The 255-nt window shown below is 51.8% G+C and carries 1 rRNA gene; it reads left to right on the top strand.

The window, feature by feature from the left end:
• Positions 1-255: ribosomal RNA gene (locus tag GM658_RS29915) — 16S ribosomal RNA — on the top strand; the annotation flags it as partial.

The raw sequence follows: 255 nt of genomic DNA, 5'->3' as shown, positions 1-255 counted from the left end.
TACGGTCGCAAGATTAAAACTCAAAGGAATTGACGGGGACCCGCACAAGCGGTGGATGATGTGGATTAATTCGATGCAACGCGAAAAACCTTACCTACCCTTGACATGGCAGGAATCCCGGAGAGATTTGGGAGTGCTCGAAAGAGAACCTGCACACAGGTGCTGCATGGCTGTCGTCAGCTCGTGTCGTGAGATGTTGGGTTAAGTCCCGCAACGAGCGCAACCCTTGTCATTAGTTGCTACGCAAGAGCACTC

The organism is Massilia eburnea (assembly GCF_009720745.1).
GTDB classification, from domain to species: domain Bacteria; phylum Pseudomonadota; class Gammaproteobacteria; order Burkholderiales; family Burkholderiaceae_D; genus Rugamonas; species Rugamonas eburnea.
The sequence above is the reverse complement of the archived record's forward strand: the minus strand, read 5'-3'. Positions and strand labels throughout refer to the sequence as shown.